The following is a 1,563-nucleotide window of genomic DNA, read 5'->3' as shown; positions in this document are numbered from 1 at the left end:
CGCTGCTGGCGGTGATGTCGAGAAAGGTGAGTTCGTCCGCGCCCTGGTCGTCGTAGCGCTTCGCGACCTCGACCGGATCGCCCGCGTCACGCAGGCCGACGAAGTTCACGCCTTTGACGACGCGCCCCGCGTTGACGTCGAGGCAGGGGATGATTCTCTTGGCAAGCATGCTGCTAGTGTACTGCCCCGTTAATTTTTGGTACTTTGCGGTATCTCATCTTGGAGAGATCGCAATGCCCCAACGCATGCCCCCGGTCATGTTGAGTGCCGACGAACGTGAACAACTGGAATCGTTGTCGCGGTCGCGCTCGATGTCGGCAGCACTCGTGCAAAGAGCCAAGATCGTGCTCGCTTGCGCTGAGGGCACGCCGAATTCGCAAGTGGCCGAGCAACTCGGGATCCACAAGGCCACGGTTGGTCTGTGGCGACGCCGCTTCGGCGAACGGCGCATTGCGGGACTTTACGACGAGCTGCGCCCGGGCAAGCCGCGCACGATTGATGATGAGCGCGTGGCGGAGTTGATCTACACGACGCTGCACAAGCGGCCCAGCAAGGGCGCGACGCACTGGAGTACGCGCGAGCTCGCGGTCGAGACTGGGATATCCAAGACCAGCGTTCAGCGCTATCTGTCGCTGTTTGGGGTGCAGCCGCACCGCACTGAAAGCTTCAAGCTTTCGACCGATCCGTTCTTCGTGGACAAGCTGCGCGATGTCGTCGGACTGTATCTGAACCCGCCCGACAACGCGCTCGTCGTATGCGTCGATGAGAAAAGTCAGTGTCAGGCGCTTGAGCGCACGCAGCCGATGTTGCCGATGGGCTTGGGCTATGTCGAAGGCGTTACCCATGATTACAAGCGGCACGGCACGACGACGTTGTTTGCTGCTCTCGATGTGCTCACCGGCGCTGTGCTCAGCACTTGCAAGCCACGCCATCGTCATCAGGAGTTCCTCAGCTTTCTGCGCGAAATCGACAAAGTCGTACCCGATCATCTCGAAGTCCATGCGATCGTCGATAACTACCGCACGCACAAGCACCCGAAGGTGAACGCCTGGCTCGCCGCGCATCCACGCTGGCACTTGCATTTCGTTCCAACCTATAGCTCCTGGCTCAATCTGGTTGAACGCTTCTTTGCCCTGATCACGGACAAAGCGATTCGCCGAGGCTCGTTTCAATCAGTAAAAGACCTGATCGCGAAGATTGATTGCTTCGTGCAGCAATACAACAAACACTGCAAGCCATTCATATGGACCGCCACCGCCGACTCGATCATCCAGAAACTGGAACGGCTTTGCAGGCGAATTAACGGGACGGCACACTAGCGGGGTCTACGCGGACGGCGGTCCGAACACCGGCAGGTTGTATTCGCCGAACTTGTCTTGTCCGTCGGTCCAGCGCAGCGAAAGCACCATGCTCTCGCGCAGGTCCTCTACGGCGACGTCGACGGGATAGGAGACGAAGAGCGGTCCTTCGTCGAGCTCGAGCACGATCGTCGTGTGAGGAGCAGGGTACTCGTCGAAGTATTTGCGGCGGAAGGTCGTCCACGACAGCACCTTGCCGCGGCCG

The 1,563-nt window shown here is 59.6% G+C and carries 3 protein-coding genes; 1 reads left to right on the top strand and 2 read right to left on the bottom strand.

Annotated features, from left to right (window positions below):
• Positions 1 to 169: HisA/HisF-related TIM barrel protein (locus I8N66_RS37330; RefSeq protein WP_291165590.1), on the bottom strand; the 169-nt coding region annotated here is incomplete at its 3' end.
• Between the two features lie 64 nt (positions 170 to 233).
• On the opposite strand from I8N66_RS37330, the gene I8N66_RS37325 reads away from it, so the two are divergent.
• The gene (locus tag I8N66_RS37325) at positions 234 to 1,319 is read left to right on the top strand and encodes an IS630 family transposase (RefSeq protein ID WP_291165588.1); all 1,086 of its coding nucleotides are present in this window, start codon (positions 234 to 236) and stop codon (positions 1,317 to 1,319) included.
• Positions 1,320 to 1,325: 6 nt separating this feature from the next.
• Here I8N66_RS37325 and I8N66_RS37320 read toward each other — a convergent pair.
• Positions 1,326 to 1,563: OB-fold domain-containing protein (locus I8N66_RS37320; protein ID WP_291165586.1), on the bottom strand; the 238-nt coding region annotated here is incomplete at its 5' end.

The sequence above is a fragment of the Ensifer sp. SSB1 genome (genome assembly GCF_016652895.1).
Classification (GTDB): domain Bacteria; phylum Pseudomonadota; class Alphaproteobacteria; order Rhizobiales; family Rhizobiaceae; genus Ensifer.
Note: the sequence above shows the minus strand (reverse complement) of the source record. Positions and strands in the feature narration are given on the sequence as shown.